This is a genomic window from Roseibium sp. 10G30-5 (assembly GCF_055809635.1).
In genome coordinates this window covers 817,759-833,709 of the sequence record NZ_CM147918.1, presented here as the reverse complement: position 1 = coordinate 833,709, position 15,951 = coordinate 817,759, and the positions used below count along the sequence as shown (strand labels likewise).

Sequence of the window (15,951 nt, the reverse complement as noted above, 5' to 3'; positions counted from 1 at the left end):
CACACAAAAAGGGCGTCCGCTGAGCGGGCGCCCTTGAAATGCTCCGGATGAAACCGGACGTCTTATCTATCGAAAGGCGTTACGCACTGACGGCGCGGGCCATGATAGGGATTGAAGGTGTTGTCGCGGACCCGGTAGGACCGGTAATGACGCTGACACCAAGGCAACGTGACGACGGGTCATGCGGATGCGAGGAGCATGACGACGGGCAGCCGGACGGTGCGCATTCTGACCAGCGATCACGCCGAGCGCAAAGGCTGCGGGCGGGAAGTACCAGCCGTTATGACGACGCCAGCCCTTGTGATAATGGCGATCACCGCGGTGGCCATTGTAGTAGGAGTGACCGTTGTGGCGATAGAAGCCGCGATGGTGGTCAGCGACCTGAACCAGGAGGCCGTCGTTGCTGCTCTGATAGCTCATCGAAGCTGCCGACGCTGCTTGACCGCCGAGAGCTGTTCCGAGCGCAAGGCTGCCTGCAAAGAGGCCCGCCACGATCGTGCGGCCAAGGCTGCGATTTGACTTACGCGTGTTAGAAAACATTATGTCCATCTCCCTTGTGGTAATTGTTCAACGTCGTCCGGGGGAAGTGTTCCATCATATGTTCAGGAACATGGCGCTGCGTTGACGATACCTTGAGTGGGATTGCGCGACCTAAAGATCGCGCAATCCAGCGATAAAGGCTTAGCCTTTGTGGTGGTCGTCATGCTTCTGGTTGTGGTCCGAATGGTTCATCTTGTGATGCTTCGGAGCAGATTTGTGGATGATCACGAACGCTGTCGGCGGGAACCAGTAGCCGTGGTACTTTTTCCAACCCTTGTGGTACTTGTGGTCGCCGCGATGACCGTTGTAATAATAATGGCCACCGTGCTTCTTGAAGCCCTTGCGGTAGTCAATAACCTGGACCGGAGCATGTTTGCCGGACTGGATGGTGATGACCTGTGCTGCAGATGCGCTTGTTGCAGTCAATGCGGTGCCGCAAAGCAGGCCAGCAGCGGCAACGGCGCTTACCAGTCGACGGGACAGTTTGGTCTTCTTGGTATGTACAAACATTGTTCGTAATCTCCTTGTGCTTTTAGGTAATGCGGGAGTCAGATTTCCGTTCCCGCAGGACAGCAAAACGAACGTATTTTCAGTGACGGCAGACCTGACAAAAAAGAAGGTCCGCCAGCATGCGCCAGCGAACCTCGTAAAAGCCCATTGCGGGTTTTTTAAGCGTAATTTGTGGGTTTTTCAGGATTTTAGCTGTCGCCGAAAACCCGTTTGAAAATCACGTCGACATTCTTCGTATGATAGCCCAGATCAAAGCGCGAGCGGATCTCGTCTTCAGAGAGATATTTGCGAACGTCTTCATCTGACAGCAGTTCTGTCAGGAAGTCGACAGAGGCGGCACCAGCGAGCTGATAGCTGTCCCAGACCTTCATGGCATTGCGCTGTACAAGGCGATAGGCATCCTCGCGCGAAGAGCCAGCCTGCGTCAGGGCCAGCAGAATGCGCTGTGAGTGGATCAACCCACCGAGACGGTCCATGTTGTTGACCATGCGATCAGGATAAACCATCAGCTTGTCGATGACGTTGGTCATGCGCACCAGCGCGAAGTCGAGCGTGACGGTGGCATCCGGGCCGATCATGCGCTCAACGGAGGAATGCGAAATATCGCGCTCGTGCCACAGGGCAACGTTTTCCAGCGCCGGGGTTACGGCAGAGCGCACGATGCGAGCCAGCCCCGTAAGGTTCTCCGTCAGCACCGGATTGCGCTTGTGCGGCATGGCGGAAGAGCCCTTCTGGCCTTTGGAGAAGAATTCTTCCGCTTCCAGAACTTCGGTGCGTTGCAGGTGACGCACTTCGGTAGCCACACGCTCGATAGACGAGGCGATGACACCGAGCGTCGCAAAGAACATGGCGTGGCGGTCACGCGGGATCACCTGTGTCGACACAGGCTCGGCCTGAAGGCCCAGCTTTTCAGCGACATGTTCTTCCACACGCGGATCAATATTAGCGAAAGTGCCGACGGCGCCCGAGATGGCGCAAGTGGCGATTTCTTCGCGCGCATTGATCAGACGAGTGCGGCAGCGGTCAAACTCGGCGTAGGCTTCGGCCATCTTGAGACCGAAGGTCACGGGCTCGGCGTGGATGCCATGTGAGCGGCCGACGCAGACCGTGTCCTTGTGTTCCATCGCACGGCGTTTGGTCGCAGCCAGTAGAGCGTCCATGTCGGCCAGAAGCAGGTCGGCGGCACGTACAAGCTGGACACTGAAGCAGGTGTCGAGCACATCCGAGGAGGTCATGCCCTGGTGAACGAAGCGGGCATCCGGGCCAACGATTTCGGCCAAATGCGTCAAGAAGGCGATGACATCATGCTTGGTCTCGCGTTCAATCTCGTCGATGCGGTCAATGTCGAAGGTTGCGGCATTCCCCTTTTCCCAAATCGTCTTGGCGGCGTCTTTGGGAATGACACCAAGCTCGGCCAGTGCATCACAGGCGTGGGCTTCGATTTCAAACCAGATCCGGAACTTGGATTCGGGGGACCAGATAGACACCATGTCAGGGCGGGAGTAGCGCGGGATCATCGCGAGACCTCGTTAAATGGGAAGAGTTGGCTGCGGCATAGCAGGAAGTGGGACGAGGCTCAACGAAAACTCTGCCGTAAGGGCGCGTGTTTCTGCGGCTCGGTGCGCAGCCTGGCGTATGTTGTATGACTTGGAGAGCGCGGCTGTGTTCACAGTCCGTTGAACGTGGCGTCTGCCTCTGGATTCCACGCGGCTGTTATGTTGATTTGCCCAAGGGACTGAACATTTGGGGCAAATCAATGATTTTCAAAAAGACTTATTTCGCGGCGGCCTGCGTGACCGCCTGTCTCAGCACATCTGCAATGGCGGCGGATGGCATTGACTTTCCGCGTTTCATGGCGACCCCGGCAGGGGCCAGTGCGCTGGCGGCGGCTGTCGCCAATCTTGGACATTGCGATGAGGATCCGGTCTGGTCCTACGGCTATGATGAGAAGCAGGGCAAGACCAGCACATCTCTTGTCTCGGTCGCCTGTCGCTACGATCCTGAGTGGGAAGACGGCGAGGAACTTTCCGACAAGTCCGTCATCGTGCGCTTTTCCAAAATGGACGGTGAGCTGGTTCTGGATGGCTTCACCTACCTTCCCTGAGCAGGTCTCGGGAAAGGTAGGTCGAGCAGGGGCGTTTGTGTGTGTTTCTGCTCTTACCGGCTCGTCTCGGCGGCAGTGCGAATGTCGGCAATGTTACCCGCATAGGCCGAGGCGCCGCCCTTGAAAACGGCGGACCCGGCAACGAGGATGTTGGCACCAGCAGCACAGACCAAAGGGGCTGTCTCCGGGGTGATGCCACCATCCACCTCAATGTCGATTGGCCGATCTCCGATCATCGCCTTGATACGGTGGATCTTGTCGAGCATGGCGGGGATGAATTGCTGTCCGCCAAAACCGGGATTGACCGTCATGACGAGGATGAGATCAACACGATCAAGCACATAGGCGATTTCACTCTCTGGCGTATGCGGGTTGAGAGCGACGCCGGCCTTTTTGCCTGTGCTCTTGATCGCCTGAAGAGACCGATCGAGATGCGGGGTTGCCTCTGCGTGTACCGTGATGATGTCGGCGCCTGCTTCGGCAAACGCGTCTATGTAGGGATCGCAGGGAGCAATCATCAGGTGTGCATCAAAGATCTTGTCGGTATGAGCTCGCAGAGCTGCGACCATTGCGGGACCAAAGGTGATGTTGGGCACAAAGTGGCCGTCCATGACATCGAGATGGATCCAGTCCGCGCCACTGTCGATCACTGAGCGAACCTCTTCGCCCGCTTTTGAAAAGTCGCTGGCAAGAATCGACGGAGCAATGGCAATATCGCGTGACATGAAGGTTTTCCTCTCTGGCCGTGCGCGACGCGTTGTGTAAAGCCGACGCGGGCAATTTCCATGAATTTGGTCTGGCTTAGGCGCAAAAGCAACCGGCAGCCCCCTGATCAAGCGGAGTTTTCTGTGAGGGGAGCAGCGTTGACGCCGCGGACGCTTGTCGAGGGCTGAGGGAAAGCGTTATGTGACGACGATACGGAAGGTGGGGGCACGTTGCACAGAGCTGATGTTATTGTTCTGGGAGCCGGGATCGCAGGCGTTTGCACTGCGATCCATTTGCGCTTGCGTGGACTTGACGTTGTGCTTGTCGATCGTGGTTTCCCGGGTGACGAGGCGTCAGGGGCCGGGACGGGTGTCATCTCGGCAAGTGGCTTCCATCCGCCACGGTTGCCAGCGGACCTTTCTGTTGTTCGTGACCTGTTTTCACTGGGGCGTTCGTCAAACGGGCCGGGCAGCGTGCGGGATCGGGTTTCCGACACCTTGCAGAATTTCAACTGGTTACGGTCTTATTCGAAATCAAATTCCACCGAGCATGGGGTTGCGCGCTATGCACGCGGCATGGGCGCACTCAGGGCGCTGGCCCGAGAGGAACATATCTATCTGCTGGTGCGTGCCAACGCTGATCGCTTCTATCGCAAGACGGGGTGGTTGCAGATCTATCGCAATGCGCGCAGTCAGAAATTAATGGATATTGAGCGCCACTATGCCCGCATTCACGGGATCGTCTATCAGGATCTGGGTGAGAATGAGTTTGGTTATCTGGAGCGCGGGCTTGAGACAGAAGATTATCAGGCGATCTATTGGCCGAACAGTCTGGCGGTGTCGAACCCGGCCGTGGTGACTGAAATCTTCTGGCGTTACTTTATCCAGATCGGCGGCGTATTTCTGTCTGGCGATGCGACACGCATCGACAAGCGGCAGATCCACTGGCGGCTTGAAACCTTTCGCAAGGCGATCGAGGCGCCGCATCTGGTGGTGGCGCTGGGCGCGTGGTCGGGGCCAGTAGCAGAGCGATTTGGCGACAGTTTTCCCATTATGCAGGTGCGCGGCGGCTACCAGTCGTTTTATCCGGAATCCGGTGTGTCGATGTCACGCCCGATCGTCAATGTGGATCGAGGCGTTTCCCTCTCGCCTATCGAGGGCACGGTGCGGGTGATCGGGGGGCAGGATGTTAGCGGCAATCTGTCTGAGGCGCGGCAGATGGCCGAGCGCGAACGCCTGCGTGGTCTGGCCAATCAACTTTTTCCGCTGGCCAATACCGGCAGTCGCAAGACGGTGTCGACAATGTTTGGCTGGCTACCTGATGGGCTGCCCATCATCGGCCGGTCGCCGGCCCATCGCAATCTTTGGTACAATTTCGGCCATGGGACGGATGGATTTACCCTTGGTCCGGTGGCGGGACGTCTTCTGGCCGATGCATTGCTGGAGCGGGCACCCTCAGTCAATATGACGCCCTATTCGCCGCTGCGTTATTTCGCGTATTAGGGGGAGACGGAGATAGACGCAAAAAAGCGTCAGGCCGCATCCGGGTCAAGGATAGGCAGTTCCCAGCTTTCCTTCACCGCGGACACGACGATGCGAGACTGGACGTCGGAGACCAGATTGTTGTCCAGAAGCTTGAGGCGCAGGAATTCATCGTAGGCTTTCATGCCTGATGTTACAACTCTGAGCAGGTAGTCCGATGCGCCGGTGATGCGTTCGCAGACGATGACTTCCGACCAGCTCAAGACTTTCTGATCAAAGGCCAGCATGTTTTCGCGGCTGGGAATAACCAGTTTGACGAAGGCGTAGGACACAAACGGCAGGCCGATCGCTTCCCGGTCGACAATGGCGGAAACCTGCCGAATAACACCCAGTTCCTTCAGTTTCTTGATCCGTCGCCAGCAGGGCGTCTGGCTCATGCCAGCCTGTTTCGCAACTTCGGAAATCGACAGCGATGCGTCGCCCTGCAAAATGCGGAGAATGCGGAGATCTGAGGGGGAAAGGGGGCTAGAATCTATCATCAAGGCGCTTTGAGGAATGAAGGGAAGAATTCTGAGTACCGCAGATTGAGAGTAAAAAACAGGCGTGCGAAGAAAAAAGCATTTTTTCAAGCCGCTTCGTAAACCACAGTTGTCTGCTGTCGGCTTACCTGTCGAAACGACTGGACCACGTTGGTACTTTGTCGTGTGGCGACGGCGTGGCTGCGTAGACGCCACGGGCAATGGCTCGCGCCATGGTTGAAGCTGCGGCTGCGCCGAGATCAATCATGTCTGACAGGGGATCAGCAAGCAGTCTCTTCCCTGTCGACAAGGAAAAGACGAGATCTCCGTCCATGGGCGTATGCGCTGGCCAGATCGCGCGGGCCAATCCGTCATGCGCCATAACGGCCAGCCGCTTGGCTTCTGCCTTCGTCAGAGTGGCATCCGTGGCAATGATGCCGATTGTGGTGTTGGTCTGGGGCTGAATGGGTCCAAGCTTGGTGCGTGGAAGACGCGCCTCAGCCGGGATTGGTGATGGATACCCCAAGCCACCGAATTCAGTCTCTTCTTCGAAAGGGGCAGCCCAGAAATGAGGGCTATCGGCAAGTGTGGTGCTGCCAAGGGCATTGACCGCGACCAGCGCGCCAACGGTGACGCCGTTGGCAAGCGTCATGGATGCCGACCCCAGTGCCGCCTTTCAGTGTGGCTGTTGTGGCCCCAGTGCCTGCACCGACGCTGCCAATGTCAAACTGTCGGTCAGCGGACAAGGCCGCCTGAGAGCCGAGACTGCGATAGGGTGAAGTGTCGCCCCACGTCTTGTTGCCGCCATTGAGCATGTCGAACAGGATGGCACAGGGAACGATTGGAATACGGACACCGCCAACGGCAAAGCCTCGGCCCTGAGCTGCAAGAGCTGATTGGACACCTCCGCCCGCATCAAGCCCGAAGGCCGATCCGCCGGACAGCACCAACGCGTCGATGGCCTGAACCGTCTGTTCCGGTTCAAGCAAGGCCACGTCGCGGGTGCCTGGTGCGCCGCCGTGAATGGCGCAGGAAGCAACTGCCGGACCATCAGGCAGAAGAACAGTGACCCCTGTCTTGATCATGTCGTCAGAGGCATTGCCGACCTTCAAGCCGGGAACATCGGTGATCAGATTGAGGCGTTCGGGCATGGTGAATTGCTCAGGGGGAGCGCGGGGCTTCGGTTCAGGCTTCCAGGCGCTTGTAGCGACGATGAACATGCAGCAGCGCATCGCCGGGATCGCGCATGGCGAGAGCTGCAACCTTGCCGAGGAAAATGGAGTGGGTTGCGGTTTCCATGACCTCGTCCAGCACGCAGTCAAAACAGACGCGGGCCGTAGTGAGGGCGGGAGAGCCGGTTTCAAGGGTGACCCAGTCGTGGTGCTCAAAGCGTTCTTCCATCGACAGCTCAAACCGTCCGGCAAAGCGATCCGACAGTTTTTCGTGGTCAAATTCCAACGTGTTCACGCAGAAAGAGCGATTCGCCAGAACCGCTTCGTGAACCCGGCTGTTGCGATTGACGCAGATGAGTACGGTTGCCGGCTGATCGGTCACGGAGCAAAACGCAGAAATGGTCGAGCCGGTGCGCTCGGTGACACCTTTGGTTGTGACGATATGGACGGCGGCCGGAATTCGGCTCATCGCCTCGCGGAAGGCGTGACCATCAACGACATCGGAGGTTGGGTTTTGCTGGGATACAACCGGATCATTCGGGGAGGTCAACTGTGCTTCCTTGTCTCATTGGGTCATGCGAGTGCGCGGCGACGCTCTCGGATCTTAGATAGCAGCACCGAGCAATATCACAAGTGACATGCAATATCCGTAATCATGCCAAGAGCATGAAAGAAGCTGTAAGTTTGGGAAAGCCCATGCGCTTGCAGGAACGGCCACTGTCAGGGACTCAAGCGGGGTCGCTTGCAAATAGAATGCTGAAAATGATCCTAATCGGGGCGTTAATAGGAATAAAAAATCGCCTGAACCGCGTATTTAAGAAAAAAATATTTTTATATACACATCGCCATCGCGGCAATTGTGCATTCACGTTTTGGTTGCTAACAATTTTATAAAGATAAAAAAGCTCAGAAAATTAGGCCAAAAGGCCTTCGAGGGGAACAATTGGCAAGATGGATTACTTCCTTCAACAGCTGATCAATGGCGTGACGCTGGGGTCGATCTATGGCCTCATCGCTATTGGTTACACGATGGTCTACGGGATCATCGGCATGATTAACTTCGCACATGGTGACATTTTTATGGTCGGGGCGTTCTTGTCCCTGATTTTTATCGTTGCCTTCGGGATCACGGCCAGCATGCCGTTGATGCTCTTGATCCTGGCGCTGATTGGGGTTTTGGCCCTGTCGATGGCGCTGACGTCGGTCTGGGGGTGGACGATCGAGCGCATTGCCTATCGGCCATTGCGCGGGTCTTTCCGCCTCGCGCCGCTGATCACGGCTATCGGTGCCTCCATTACCTTGCAGAATTTCGTGCAGTTGGCACAGGGTGCCCGCAACAAACCCTTGCAGCCGCTGATCCCGGGTGGGTTCAAGCTCAGTGATGGCGATGGTGGCAAGGGCTTCATTGTGCAATTGTCGTATGTGCAGATCATGATCATTGCAGTGACGGTGGTGTTGATGATCGGCTTTACTCTGTTGATCAACAAGACATCGTTGGGACGGGCGCAGCGCGCCTGCGAACAGGACCGCAAGATGGCCTCGCTCTTGGGCATCAACGTCGACCGGACGATTTCGCTGACCTTCGTCATGGGGGCCGCGCTCGCCTCGGTCGCGGGGCTGATGTTCCTGATTTATTACGGCGTCATTGATTTCTACATCGGCTTTCTGGCCGGGGTGAAAGCCTTTACTGCCGCCGTTCTCGGCGGGATCGGGTCTTTGCCAGGCGCCATGCTTGGCGGTCTGCTGATCGGCCTGATCGAGACCTTCTGGTCCGGTTATTTCTCGGTGGAATACAAGGATGTTGCCGCGTTTTCCATTCTCGCCATCGTGCTGATCTTCATGCCCGAAGGCCTGCTCGGCAAGCCGGAAGTGGAGAAGGTCTGATCCATGGCTAAAAACAATGACAGCCTTCTGGTTTCCTCACTGAAGGATTCCATTGCGGGTGGACTGATCGCGCTGGCGTTGTTCAGCGTGATGATCGGGATGCACGCCAAAGTCGAGAGTGGCACCGGGGGTGCCATGGTGATCGACTATCGCTGGTGGTCTGTGGGTCTTGCCGTCGTGGTGGTCTTTGCCGGTCGTTTCCTGCTTAACCTTCTTGTCTGGAAGTCGGACCGCCCGCTCAACAAATTGCTTTGGGGCTATGTGCCCAAATCGACTGGCGGCTTGAGCAAATATGCCGTTCCCTTCTTTCTGATCCTCGGCATCGCCCTGCCGTTCATTTTGATGATGACGCTGGGCTCGCGCGGGTCGCGGCAATACCTCGATCTTGCGGTTCTCGTCACCACCTATGTCATGCTCGGTTGGGGCCTCAACATCGTTGTGGGTCTGGCGGGGCTTCTCGATCTTGGCTACGTCGCCTTTTATGCGGTGGGGGCCTATTCTTACGCTTTGCTGGCGCATTATTTCGGCTTTTCCTTCTGGATCTGCCTGCCGCTCGCGGGCATTCTGGCGGCGACCTGGGGTCTGATCCTCGGCTTCCCGGTCCTGCGATTGCGGGGGGACTATCTGGCCATCGTCACGCTGGCCTTCGGAGAGATCATCCGGGTGGTGCTGCTGAACTGGTATCAGTTTACTGGCGGACCAGACGGGATCTCCGGCATTCCGCGGCCAAGCTTCTTCGGGCTTGAGTTTGACCGGGGTCCGGATGGTTTTGCTGCCTTCTTTGGTCTGCATTACAGTTCGATCCATCGTGTGATTTTCCTGTATTATCTCATTCTGGCGATGGCATTGTTCACCAACTTCATCACCTTGCGCTTGCGCAAATTGCCGGTGGGGCGTGCGTGGGAAGCGCTTCGGGAAGACGAGATCGCCTGTCGGTCGCTTGGCATCAACACCACCAACACCAAGCTGACAGCCTTTGCGCTGGGCGCGATGTTCGGCGGCTTTGCCGGTTCGTTCTTCGCCACCCGTCAAGGGTTCATCTCGCCAGAGAGTTTCACTTTCATGGAATCCGCCGTGATCTTGGCGATCGTGGTGCTGGGCGGTCTGGGCAGTCAGATCGGTGTTGTTATTGCCGCCGTGGTGATGATCGGTGGTTTCGAGTTCTTCCGTGGGCTGGCCGAGTACCGCATGCTGGTCTTCGGTCTGCTGATGGTCTTCATCATGGTGTGGCGCCCGCGGGGACTGATTTCGATCCGCAAACCCTCGATCTCATTGAGTGGCAAGGCCAAGGGCATCAGTGCCGATCTGGTTCAGGAGGGCCACGGATGACCCAGCAGTGGAACAACAATCCTGTTCTGACGGTTGAACATCTGACCATGCGGTTTGGCGGTCTGGTGGCCGTTGACGACCTGTCGTTCAATGTCGGGCGCGGGGACATCACCGCCCTGATTGGTCCCAACGGAGCGGGCAAGACCACGGTTTTCAACTGCACCACCGGATTCTACAAGCCGACAGAAGGTCGGGTCGTGATGCATCGCTCCAACGGAGAGAAGCATCTGCTTGAGCGGATGGCGGATTTCAAGATCTCTGCCAAGGCCAAGGTGGCGCGAACCTTCCAGAACATCCGTTTGTTCGGCGGTATGACGCTTCTGGAAAACCTGATGATCGCGCAGCACAACCCGCTGATGCTGGCCTCCGGGTATACCTTTGGTGGCATTCTGGGACTGTCGCATTTTCGCAATGCTGAAAAAGCGGCTGTTGAGCGGGCACGTTACTGGCTTGAGAAAACCGATCTTCTCGACCGGGCGGATGCGCCGGCTGCCGACTTGCCTTACGGTGATCAGCGACGTCTTGAGATTGCGCGGGCCATGTGCTCAGGTCCGGAGCTTCTGTGTCTTGATGAACCAGCTGCAGGACTGAACCCGCGTGAAAGCTATGAGCTGAACACACTTCTGCAATTTATTCGCAAGGAGCACGACACGTCGTTGCTTCTCATTGAACACGACATGAGCGTGGTGATGGAAATCTCCGACCATGTCATCGTGCTCGATTATGGTGAAAAGATCTCGGACGGCACGCCGGACGAGGTCAAAAGTGACCCAAGCGTTATCGCGGCCTATCTTGGGGTGCCGGATGACGAAGTCGAGCAGGTTGAACAGGAGGTCATATCATGAGTGCGGCACAGCCCTTGCTCGATGTTCGTAATGTCGAAGCACGCTATGGCAAGATTGTCGCGCTGCGTGGTGTCGACATGACCGTCGATTCCGGTGAAATCGTGACCCTTATCGGGGCCAACGGTGCCGGAAAATCCACGTTGATGATGACGATCTGCGGATCGCCGCAAGCCTACTCCGGGTCGATTCTGTATGAAGGCGAAGACATCACCAATCTGCCGACGCATGAGATCATGCGCAAGTCGATTGCCCAATCGCCGGAAGGTCGCCGTATCTTTCCCCGCATGAGCGTTAATGAGAACCTCATCATGGGTGGAGAGACGGCGGGCAACGATGATATGGATGACAGCCTGAAGCGCGTGTTCGATCTGTTCCCGCGGTTGAAGGAGCGGCGCAACCAGCGCGGTGGAACATTATCGGGCGGTGAACAGCAGATGCTGGCCATTGCTCGTGCCTTGATGAGCCGTCCGCGCCTGTTGCTTCTGGACGAACCCTCGCTTGGTCTTGCGCCATTGATTGTCAAGCAGATCTTTGATGCGATCAGGGATCTCAACCAGTCTGATGGCCTGACCGTTTTTCTGGTGGAGCAGAATGCATATCATGCATTGAAATTGGCGCATCGCGGCTATGTTATGGTCAATGGTGTGATTACGATGTCCGGAACAGGACGAGACCTTCTTTCGAGAGAAGACGTGCAAGCGGCTTATCTCGAAGGCGGTCGGCACTAAGGGGACTCAGATGGGTATCTTGTATGCATCCAACATCCTGGTGTTTATCGGCATCGTCCTGATTTTGGGCGGTGCTGCGGCCTGGATGACCGGACGGGCTGTCGCCCAGACCTGGCGGCCATTTTATGTGCTGGCCTTGGTTCGTGTTTCTGGTGTCGCTCGGCACACGGTTTCTCAGCTTTGCGTTGTTTCAGGAACCCTTGCTGGTGCCTCAATTCATCGTGTCCGATTTTATTATTTTGCTGGCCATCGCCTATGCCGGGTGGCGCTTTACGCGCGCCCGACAGATGACCAGTCAATACAGTTGGCTTTACGAGCGTGTCGGTCCTTTGGGCTGGCGCTTGAAAAACGGGGCGGAAGACCCTTACGCCCACTGAGTTTTCAGGAATTCCAGCGGCGTCCGGCGCCGGTGGGGAAGCGGTCCGTCAAGCGGTGACACTAAAAAAGCCGCAGCGGATCAAAACCGGGGGCAACCCCTAGGCGAAGTTTCTTCGCGATGAGTCACAATGGTTTTGATGTGTGACGATGGGAGTTTGATGATGAAAAAGTATTTGATGGCAGGCATGGCCGCGGCAGTGGGCATGACCATGTCGAGCATGGCGTATGCCGACATCGTGATCGGCGTTGCAGGCCCGATCACGGGTCAGTACGCGTCGTTCGGTGCGCAAATGAAGGCAGGTGCCGAACAGGCAGTTGAAGACATCAATGCCAAGGGCGGTCTTCTGGGCGAGAAGATCAAGCTGGAAGTAGGCGATGACGCCTGTGACCCGAAGCAGGCCGTTGCTGTTGCCAATGACTTTGTTGGTAAGGGCGCTGTTTTCGTCGCGGGTCATTTCTGCTCGGGCTCTTCGATCCCGGCCAGTGCTGTTTATGCCGATGAAGGCATCGTGCAGATCACGCCAGCCTCGACCAACCCGAAGTTCACCGACGAACGCCCTGGTCCGGGTATCTATCGTGTCTGTGGTCGTGATGACCAGCAGGGCGCAGTCGCGGGCAAGATGCTTGCCACGAAGTTCAAGGACAAGAACATTGCCATTCTGCAGGACAAGACTGCATACGGCAAAGGCCTGGCCGATGAGACCAAGGCAACCATGAACAAGATGGGCAAGAAGGAAGTCATGTACGAAGCCTATACGGCTGGTGAAAAGGACTATACGGCCCTTGTCTCCAAGTTGAAGGCCAACCACATCGACGTCGTCTACATCGGTGGCTACTTCACCGAAGCTGGTCTGATCAAGCGTCAGATGGTTGCGCAGGGCATGAAGACCATCCTCGTTTCGGGTGATGCTCTCGTGACGGACGAGTACTGGTCCATCACTGGTCCGGCTGGCGAAGGCACCATGATGACATTCCCGCCGGATCCCCGCCTGAACGACATTGCCAAGCCGATTGTTGCCGAGCTGACGAAGGCTGGTCGTCCGACAGAAGGCTATACGCTTTACACCTATGCAGCGATCCAGCGCACTGGGCCGATGCTGTCAAGGAAGCCAAGTCCACCGACTATGACGCTGTTGTTGATGCTCTCAACAAGGGCAAGTTCCAGACGGTTCTTGGTGACCTGTCGTTCAACGACAAGGGTGACGTCAATCTTCCGGGCTATGTCTGGTATGTCTGGCATGACGGCAAGTACGGCTACGCCAAGGACATGAAATAAGCATTCGCTGATCCGGGGTGCCGGGTCGCCTGAACGCTTTTCGAAAGGCGCTTCCTGTCATGGGGAGCGCCTTTCGTGTGTTTGTGGAGGCGCTGTTCCGATGATGGGGGCTGAGTTGTACTGAAATGCCGGTTAACGCTAATTACAACGTATACTTGCGGCTTTTGACAGGGGCACGGCATAGTCAATGCGGCCTGCCGGATGTTTTGCGGTCAGGTTCCGGTCTCATCGTCTAAGGGTTTCGTCATGCGCTTTGCCTCATTCACATATGTCTCCGGTGCTCTTCTGGCGGCAGGCCTGTTGCTGGCGGCGATGACGGCAGCGCAGGCGAGTGCTCAATTGGTGCGGTTCGATACACGCGGCTTTGACGCAGGTTCCATTGTCATCAAGACGGGAGAGCGGCGGCTTTATCTGATCGAGGGGCAGGGGCGCGCTCTGCAATACCGTGTGGCGGTGGGGCGGCGCGGCAAGCAATGGTTCGGCAGAAGCCAGATCAAGGCGAAGTATCTGCACCCTGCATGGTCGCCTTCGCCGGAAGTGCATCATGATTTTCCCAAACTGCCTGATGTCATCCCGGGTGGTGCACCCAATAACCCGATGGGCGTGGCCGCGATGACATTAGCTGGCGGCAATTACGCCATTCATGGCACAAATCGTCCAGGCTCTATCGGCCGCGCCGTCAGCTATGGTTGTATCCGTATGCACAACAAGGATATCACGGATCTTTTCAAGCGCGTGCATGTGCGCACGCCAGTCTACGTCATCCGCTGAGACACGATCTACGTCAGGTGAGGGAGCGCTGAAACGCCTTTCGATAACCTGTTGGAGTTGTTGCGTATTCTTTGCGGAAATGGTGCCGCAGGTTGGTTGCCGTGCCAAAACCGCTGACATCGGCGATTTCATCAATGGAAAGCTGAGTCTCTTCAAGTAGATCTCGCGTGCGGCTGAGGCGTTGAATCAACAGCCAGCGTGCTGGTGTGTTGCCGGTTAGATCCGCAAAACGACGCAGGAAGGTTCGCTCGCTCATGCCTGCGCTTTGGGCAAGGTTCGCAATTGTCCAACTGTGATTGAGCTTGGCTCTCATCGCATCGAGGACGGGCGATAGCCGGTGGCCTTCATGCGTATCCGGCACGGCTTTTTGAATGAATTGCGCCTGTCCGCCGTCTCTGTGGGCTGGCATGACAAGACGGCGCGCAACCGAGTTGGCAGCGTCTGCTCCCTTCTGCTTGCGGATCAAATGCAGGCAGAGGTCCAGTCCCGCTGCCGTGCCTGCTGATGTCAGAAGATCGCCCTCGTCGACATAGAGCACGTCTGGCACCAGAGTGATGTCGGGATAGCGTGCGGCAAGCTGGTCGATATAGCGCCAATGGGTCGTGGCCATCCGCCCGTTCAAGAGGCCTGTGGCAGCGAGAACGAAGATGCCTGAGCAGATGGACATGAGGATCGCGCCGCGCTGATGTGCGTGGCGCAGTGCATCGCATAGCGCGTTTGGCACCGGTTGGTCTGGCCCGCGCCATCCGGGCACCAGAACGATATCCGCCTCTTTTATTGTCTCCAAACCGCCGTCAACATGCATCTGCACACCGCTTGTGGCGTGAAGAGGACCGGTCTCGAGGGTCGCAGTGGCAAAGCGATACCAGTCCGGTCCAAGCTCCGGGCGTTCAAGGCCGAAAATCTCCACGGCGATGCTGAACTCGAACAGACACAATCCATCATAGGCCAGGGCCACAAGCTTGGGGCCTTGCTGGGGGGCTGGATGCGATTGTGAGAAGACTACGTTTGGCATGATATTTACGATAAGCGGCATATCCGCCAAGCGCAAGCCGGACAGAAGATCGCGTATGATCGATGCCATGCACTGTCGTAAATACTGGCCGGTGCCCCATTCGCAGGAAAGATCAGAGCCATGAATGATGTCACGAAAACGCCATTTGCTTCGGCGGAAACGGCCTCTGCCCATTTCTCCAGGCGCCTGTCTCTGGAGACGGATTGTGACGATGTGGCGACAGCCTTGCGCAGTGGTACAACAACCGCTGGCTTCGTGTTGTTGCATGTGGTTGGCACGGCTGAGGCCTATACGCAGCGCCATATCCCCGGCGCTGTTCATTTGCCACATCGCCAAATGACGCTGGAAACGCTTTCGCGCTGGCCGCAGGAGACACTCTTTGTGGTCTATTGCGCTGGTCCACACTGCAATGGGGCTGACAAGGCGGCGCTAAAGCTGGCACAGCACGGCCGCCCGGTGAAGGTGATGATCGGTGGACTGACGGGCTGGGCCGACGAAGAGTTGCCATTCGCCACCGGCAACGCCCCCGGTTGCCTGTCAGATTTTATGGGCGTTTAGCGTATGGTCTCAGGAAAGAGCTTTTAAATGGCCTTATAACCCAAAACGTCGTCTGGCGCAGATTGATCGCCATCATTTTGACGTTAGGAAGGCAAATCTGATCAGACCATTTGAAACGTATTTATGGATTCCGTCCC

At 56.9% G+C, this 15,951-nt stretch carries 17 protein-coding genes and 3 pseudogenes; 12 read left to right on the top strand and 8 right to left on the bottom strand.

Going from position 1 to position 15,951, the window contains the following annotated elements:
- Window positions 1–62: 62 nt before the first annotated feature.
- Window positions 63–167: a BA14K family protein gene (locus AC0L7U_RS04340; RefSeq protein WP_473694092.1), complete on the bottom strand. Its 105-nt coding sequence runs from the start codon at window positions 165–167 to the stop codon at window positions 63–65.
- Between the two features lie 31 nt (window positions 168–198).
- On the opposite strand from AC0L7U_RS04340, the gene AC0L7U_RS04335 reads away from it, so the two are divergent.
- A complete protein-coding gene (locus AC0L7U_RS04335; protein WP_473694090.1) occupies window positions 199–519 on the top strand; it encodes a hypothetical protein in 321 nt (106 codons plus the stop codon).
- A 162-nt stretch (window positions 520–681) separates the two neighbouring features.
- Here AC0L7U_RS04335 and AC0L7U_RS04330 read toward each other — a convergent pair whose 3' ends face one another.
- The gene (locus tag AC0L7U_RS04330; protein ID WP_473694088.1) at window positions 682–1,050 is read right to left on the bottom strand and encodes a hypothetical protein; all 369 of its coding nucleotides are present in this window, start codon (window positions 1,048–1,050) and stop codon (window positions 682–684) included.
- Window positions 1,051–1,238: 188 nt separating this feature from the next.
- The gene (gene purB / locus AC0L7U_RS04325; RefSeq protein ID WP_473694086.1) at window positions 1,239–2,567 is read right to left on the bottom strand and encodes an adenylosuccinate lyase; all 1,329 of its coding nucleotides are present in this window, start codon (window positions 2,565–2,567) and stop codon (window positions 1,239–1,241) included.
- 239 nt (window positions 2,568–2,806) lie between these two features.
- Here purB and AC0L7U_RS04320 point away from each other — a divergent pair, with 239 nt between their 5' ends.
- A complete protein-coding gene (locus AC0L7U_RS04320) occupies window positions 2,807–3,154 on the top strand; it encodes a hypothetical protein (protein ID WP_473694084.1) in 348 nt (115 codons plus the stop codon).
- Window positions 3,155–3,207: 53 nt separating this feature from the next.
- Here AC0L7U_RS04320 and rpe read toward each other — a convergent pair whose 3' ends face one another.
- Window positions 3,208–3,879 carry a ribulose-phosphate 3-epimerase gene (gene rpe / locus AC0L7U_RS04315; protein ID WP_473694082.1) on the bottom strand — a complete coding sequence of 224 codons (672 nt, stop codon included), beginning with the start codon at window positions 3,877–3,879 and terminating at the stop codon, window positions 3,208–3,210.
- A 210-nt stretch (window positions 3,880–4,089) separates the two neighbouring features.
- Here rpe and AC0L7U_RS04310 point away from each other — a divergent pair, with 210 nt between their 5' ends.
- Complete coding sequence (locus tag AC0L7U_RS04310; RefSeq protein ID WP_473694081.1) at window positions 4,090–5,361, top strand: NAD(P)/FAD-dependent oxidoreductase; 1,272 nt, start codon at window positions 4,090–4,092, stop codon at window positions 5,359–5,361.
- A 29-nt stretch (window positions 5,362–5,390) separates the two neighbouring features.
- Here the strand turns inward: AC0L7U_RS04310 and AC0L7U_RS04305 are convergent, their stop codons facing one another.
- The 3 genes and pseudogenes from AC0L7U_RS04305 to AC0L7U_RS04295 form a co-directional block, all read right to left on the bottom strand.
- The gene (locus tag AC0L7U_RS04305; protein WP_473694079.1) at window positions 5,391–5,879 is read right to left on the bottom strand and encodes an Lrp/AsnC family transcriptional regulator; all 489 of its coding nucleotides are present in this window, start codon (window positions 5,877–5,879) and stop codon (window positions 5,391–5,393) included.
- A 124-nt stretch (window positions 5,880–6,003) separates the two neighbouring features.
- Window positions 6,004–7,009: pseudogene (locus AC0L7U_RS04300) on the bottom strand (P1 family peptidase).
- A gap of 34 nt (window positions 7,010–7,043) precedes the next feature.
- Window positions 7,044–7,580: a flavin reductase gene (locus AC0L7U_RS04295; RefSeq protein WP_473694077.1), complete on the bottom strand. Its 537-nt coding sequence runs from the start codon at window positions 7,578–7,580 to the stop codon at window positions 7,044–7,046.
- A gap of 401 nt (window positions 7,581–7,981) precedes the next feature.
- Here AC0L7U_RS04295 and AC0L7U_RS04290 point away from each other — a divergent pair, with 401 nt between their 5' ends.
- The 8 genes and pseudogenes from AC0L7U_RS04290 to AC0L7U_RS04255 all read left to right on the top strand — a co-directional run bounded on the left by AC0L7U_RS04290 (window position 7,982) and on the right by AC0L7U_RS04255 (window position 14,241).
- Window positions 7,982–8,914: an ABC transporter permease subunit gene (locus AC0L7U_RS04290; protein ID WP_473694075.1), complete on the top strand. Its 933-nt coding sequence runs from the start codon at window positions 7,982–7,984 to the stop codon at window positions 8,912–8,914.
- A gap of 3 nt (window positions 8,915–8,917) precedes the next feature.
- Window positions 8,918–10,243, top strand: coding sequence for a high-affinity branched-chain amino acid ABC transporter permease LivM (gene livM, locus AC0L7U_RS04285; RefSeq protein WP_473694073.1), 1,326 nt, complete (start codon window positions 8,918–8,920; stop codon window positions 10,241–10,243).
- Window positions 10,240–11,088, top strand: a complete 849-nt coding sequence (locus AC0L7U_RS04280) for an ABC transporter ATP-binding protein (protein ID WP_473694071.1) — start codon at window positions 10,240–10,242, stop codon at window positions 11,086–11,088. The genes livM and AC0L7U_RS04280 overlap by 4 nt, the downstream gene beginning before the upstream one ends.
- Window positions 11,085–11,816 carry an ABC transporter ATP-binding protein gene (locus AC0L7U_RS04275; protein ID WP_473694069.1) on the top strand — a complete coding sequence of 244 codons (732 nt, stop codon included), beginning with the start codon at window positions 11,085–11,087 and terminating at the stop codon, window positions 11,814–11,816. The genes AC0L7U_RS04280 and AC0L7U_RS04275 overlap by 4 nt, the downstream gene beginning before the upstream one ends.
- A gap of 10 nt (window positions 11,817–11,826) precedes the next feature.
- Window positions 11,827–11,907: pseudogene (locus tag AC0L7U_RS04270) on the top strand (hypothetical protein); the annotation flags it as partial.
- 34 nt (window positions 11,908–11,941) lie between these two features.
- Window positions 11,942–12,193, top strand: a complete 252-nt coding sequence (locus AC0L7U_RS04265) for a DUF6867 family protein (RefSeq protein ID WP_473694067.1) — start codon at window positions 11,942–11,944, stop codon at window positions 12,191–12,193.
- Between the two features lie 162 nt (window positions 12,194–12,355).
- Window positions 12,356–13,470: pseudogene (locus AC0L7U_RS04260) on the top strand (branched-chain amino acid ABC transporter substrate-binding protein).
- A gap of 246 nt (window positions 13,471–13,716) precedes the next feature.
- Complete coding sequence (locus AC0L7U_RS04255) at window positions 13,717–14,241, top strand: L,D-transpeptidase (protein ID WP_473694065.1); 525 nt, start codon at window positions 13,717–13,719, stop codon at window positions 14,239–14,241.
- 13 nt (window positions 14,242–14,254) lie between these two features.
- Here AC0L7U_RS04255 and ftrA read toward each other — a convergent pair whose 3' ends face one another.
- Window positions 14,255–15,277: a transcriptional regulator FtrA gene (gene ftrA, locus AC0L7U_RS04250; protein WP_473695655.1), complete on the bottom strand. Its 1,023-nt coding sequence runs from the start codon at window positions 15,275–15,277 to the stop codon at window positions 14,255–14,257.
- A gap of 99 nt (window positions 15,278–15,376) precedes the next feature.
- Here ftrA and AC0L7U_RS04245 point away from each other — a divergent pair, with 99 nt between their 5' ends.
- Complete coding sequence (locus AC0L7U_RS04245; RefSeq protein ID WP_473694063.1) at window positions 15,377–15,814, top strand: rhodanese-like domain-containing protein; 438 nt, start codon at window positions 15,377–15,379, stop codon at window positions 15,812–15,814.
- The last annotated feature ends 137 nt before the right edge of the window (window positions 15,815–15,951 follow it).